Annotated in this window: 3 protein-coding genes; all 3 read left to right on the top strand. The window is 45.0% G+C overall.

The annotated features are described in order from the left end of the window. Positions 1-168: 168 nt before the first annotated feature. Entirely contained in the window at positions 169-561 is a 393-nt protein-coding gene (locus IQ270_RS29320) for a hypothetical protein (RefSeq protein WP_193976629.1), read from the top strand. Positions 562-796: 235 nt separating this feature from the next. Then, positions 797-2,179 (top strand): VWA domain-containing protein, encoded by a 1,383-nt coding sequence (locus tag IQ270_RS29325; protein ID WP_193976630.1) that lies wholly within the window; start codon positions 797-799, stop codon positions 2,177-2,179. A 155-nt stretch (positions 2,180-2,334) separates the two neighbouring features. Then, complete coding sequence (locus IQ270_RS29330; protein ID WP_193976631.1) at positions 2,335-2,937, top strand: FHA domain-containing protein; 603 nt, start codon at positions 2,335-2,337, stop codon at positions 2,935-2,937. Positions 2,938-3,120: the final 183 nt, after the last annotated feature.

Genomic DNA, 3,120 nt, shown 5'->3' on the forward strand with positions numbered 1-3,120 from the left:
GTTTACCAGATATAGTGGCAATTTCCGGTAAGGTTAGCCGCTATGTAAGGAACTCCAAAGATATAGAGCCATACATCGAAGTTTTTGTAAAATTAAATTCTGAATGGAGCAAAAGGGATAGATACAGTTTGTCGTATTTCGTTTGTAGGTAACTCAATGAAATAAAACATGATCAAATACACAATTTCTCTCAAACTAAAAGGCTCCCAGAACCCTAACGAGGAGTATCAATACACCCTCAGCCTAACTTCCTATCAAGAAAACAACCCAGACAAAATATTTACCTCGGAAATCAGAGAAAGTATGCGAACAAACTTGCAAAACCAAAGTTCATGTAAAATTAGCGACAGTCATCTTAATCAGATGATAAAATCTTGGATAGAAGACATCAAAGAAGGATATCGAAGCTGTCCCATTACTCTTGATTTGCCCCCGCTGATAGCTGAAAAAATTAACCAATTGCAGGAAGCGGGCAATCAAGAGATGCCGACCCCTATCTATCCAGATTTATCTGAGATAGCGCCCTGTTGGGGAATGCTACCACCGCTGAATTTTTGCTGATACATCTTGCACCGCGATCGAACAATACGGTTCAGTTAACACTGTTAATTCCCCGGAGATCCCCCTAAATCCCCCTTAAGAAGGGGGACTTTGAGCAACTTCTTGTCCCCCCCTTTTTAAGGGGGGCTAGGGGGGATCGGAGGCTAGACACAGCTCGATCGCCAAAGTGCAAAAAATCAGAAAAAAACAGCAAAAATTTCCAATTCTGTGAGATAATTTACCCAAGGCAAACACAATGCTAAACGTCCAAATCGCACCCCACCGCGAATTCTTACCAGCCGATTCTTCAGAACAAAAACTATTTGTAATGTTGAAGCTGCGGCCGAAAAAAGAAGTAGCAAATACGCGCCCGCCCACAACCTTTGTTTTTCTAATTGACACCAGTGGTTCCATGCGTGAAGTTGTCGTCGGTGATGTCGTACCCACTGGCAATACCTTTATGGTGGATGGTCAAGAGTATATGGGAGTCACCGGAGGGGAAACCAAGATAGATATTGTGATTGAGTCCCTAAAAAAACTGATTCATTCTGGGAAACTTAGTGCGAGCGATCGCATAGCCATTGTCAAGTTTGATGACTCGGCGGCTACTTTGATTCAACTCACTCCAGCTACTCAAACCAGTCAGTTAGAAAGTGCGATCGAACAACTCCGGGAGTTTTCTGGCGGTACGCGCATGGGAGCGGGTTTGCGGGGCGCATTAAGCTTGCTCTCAGGGCAAAACATGACCATCCGGCGCACGTTGCTATTCACCGACGGTCAAACCTTTGATGAAGATGTATGCAGGGCGATCGCCAGCGAATTCGCCTCTAATAATACCCCCATTACCGCATTAGGAGTTGGAGAATTTAACGAAAACTTACTCACCTATCTCAGCGACACCACTGGCGGAATTCCGCTTCACATTGTCGCGGAAGAAAACCCAGGCGGTGCAGCAGTTTCCATTAGCAAACTGCCCGATACAATCATTCAAGAATTCACCCAAGCGCAACAAGAAGTCATCACCAACTTAGCCTTAACTGTGAAAACAGTAAAAGGAGTAAAACTGACTCGTATCGTCCGCGCCTATCCCTCTCAAGCCGAATTTTCCCTTACTCAAGACCCCTATCCCATTGGCAATGCTGTAGGGAACGACGAAACCGTTTTCATCTTAGAATTCAGCATGGAAAGTCGCGCCGCCTCCCGCGTCAGAATTGCCCAACTAGGCCTAACCTACGATGTCCCAGGACAAAACCGACGCGGTGAATTGCCCCCTGCAAATCTACTCGTACAATTTGTCGCCGGACAAGTAGCAGCCCAAGTGGATCAAGAAGTCATGGGTTATGTACAACAGTGCAATATTTCCCAACTTGTTGGTGATGCTACTCGCATTGCTGAAAGCAATCCTCAGAAAGCGCAAGAATTGCTAGAAACTGCCCGTCGAATGACTGTAAGAATTGGCAATGATGCCATGACTCAATCTCTCAATCAAGCTCAAGACGAGTTGCGAAAAACCCGCAGACTTTCCGACGGAACTCGCAAAACCGTCAAAATGGGTTCCAAAGGTAAAACCGTCAAAATGGGCGGAGATATCAATGACGAACTTTCTGAAGAACAAATTCGGAATCTATCAGGAACCTAGACAGGACTTACCCAGTTGGTTGAGCAAAGTCGAAACCCTATCCTGTTGGTTGAGCGAAGTCGAAACCCTATCCTTCGACTACGCTCAGGAACCGGCTAGTCGAATTAACACTTATAAATTCCCACATCACGCTTACAAACAAAGGAACTAAAACTATGACAGTTACTTGCCCCGCCTGTAGTTATGACAATGCCACTGATGCAGAATTTTGCGAGGCTTGCGGCTATGAACTAGGAGCAGCCAGCACACCTGTCAGCGCACCTGTCAGCGCACCTGTATGGTCAACTTCGGCCCCTACTATAGCTTTTCCCACAGAGCAAACTGCATCTTCTCCAGATTCAAATAACAGCACTTTTACGCCTACTCCGCCACCTACATTTCCTCCTGTACCGACTCCCCCTACTTTCACACCTTCCACTGGAACTGCGAGGCTGATTTCCAAACAATCTAGTGTGCCTACAAGCGAATTTTTGCTAGATGGAAGCAATGCAATTATCGGCAAATTTGATTCAGATACGGGGCCTGTAGATATTGACTTGGAAGGATTTCCGGGAGACGAAACTATTTCTCGCCAGCACGCAGAAATTTATCAGGAAGGAGGAGCTTGGAAAATTAAGGATCTTGGCTCAACTAATAGTGTTTTCATTAAACGGGCTGGTCAGTCTAAATTCGGGGCTAGGATAACTATGCCTGAGATTTTGGATAGCGGAGATGAAATTGCGATCGCCAAAATTCGCTTCCTCTTTCAAAGTCCTTAGTTAGGATTTACCCACTCCGCCTTCATAACCGGGTTTTTATCGCATCTGCGGGCTGTAACGAATAATTTTCGTAAAAAACCCGGTTTCTAAAATTCCAATCCACTACCAAAATCTACAACTAAATCACTACCTACTCCTATGACAAATACTTTGGTAATTCAAGAAGGAACTCAGTTTTTTATC

Origin of the sequence: Microcoleus sp. LEGE 07076 (assembly GCF_015207455.1) — a bacterium.
Classification (GTDB): domain Bacteria; phylum Cyanobacteriota; class Cyanobacteriia; order Cyanobacteriales; family Microcoleaceae; genus Microcoleus.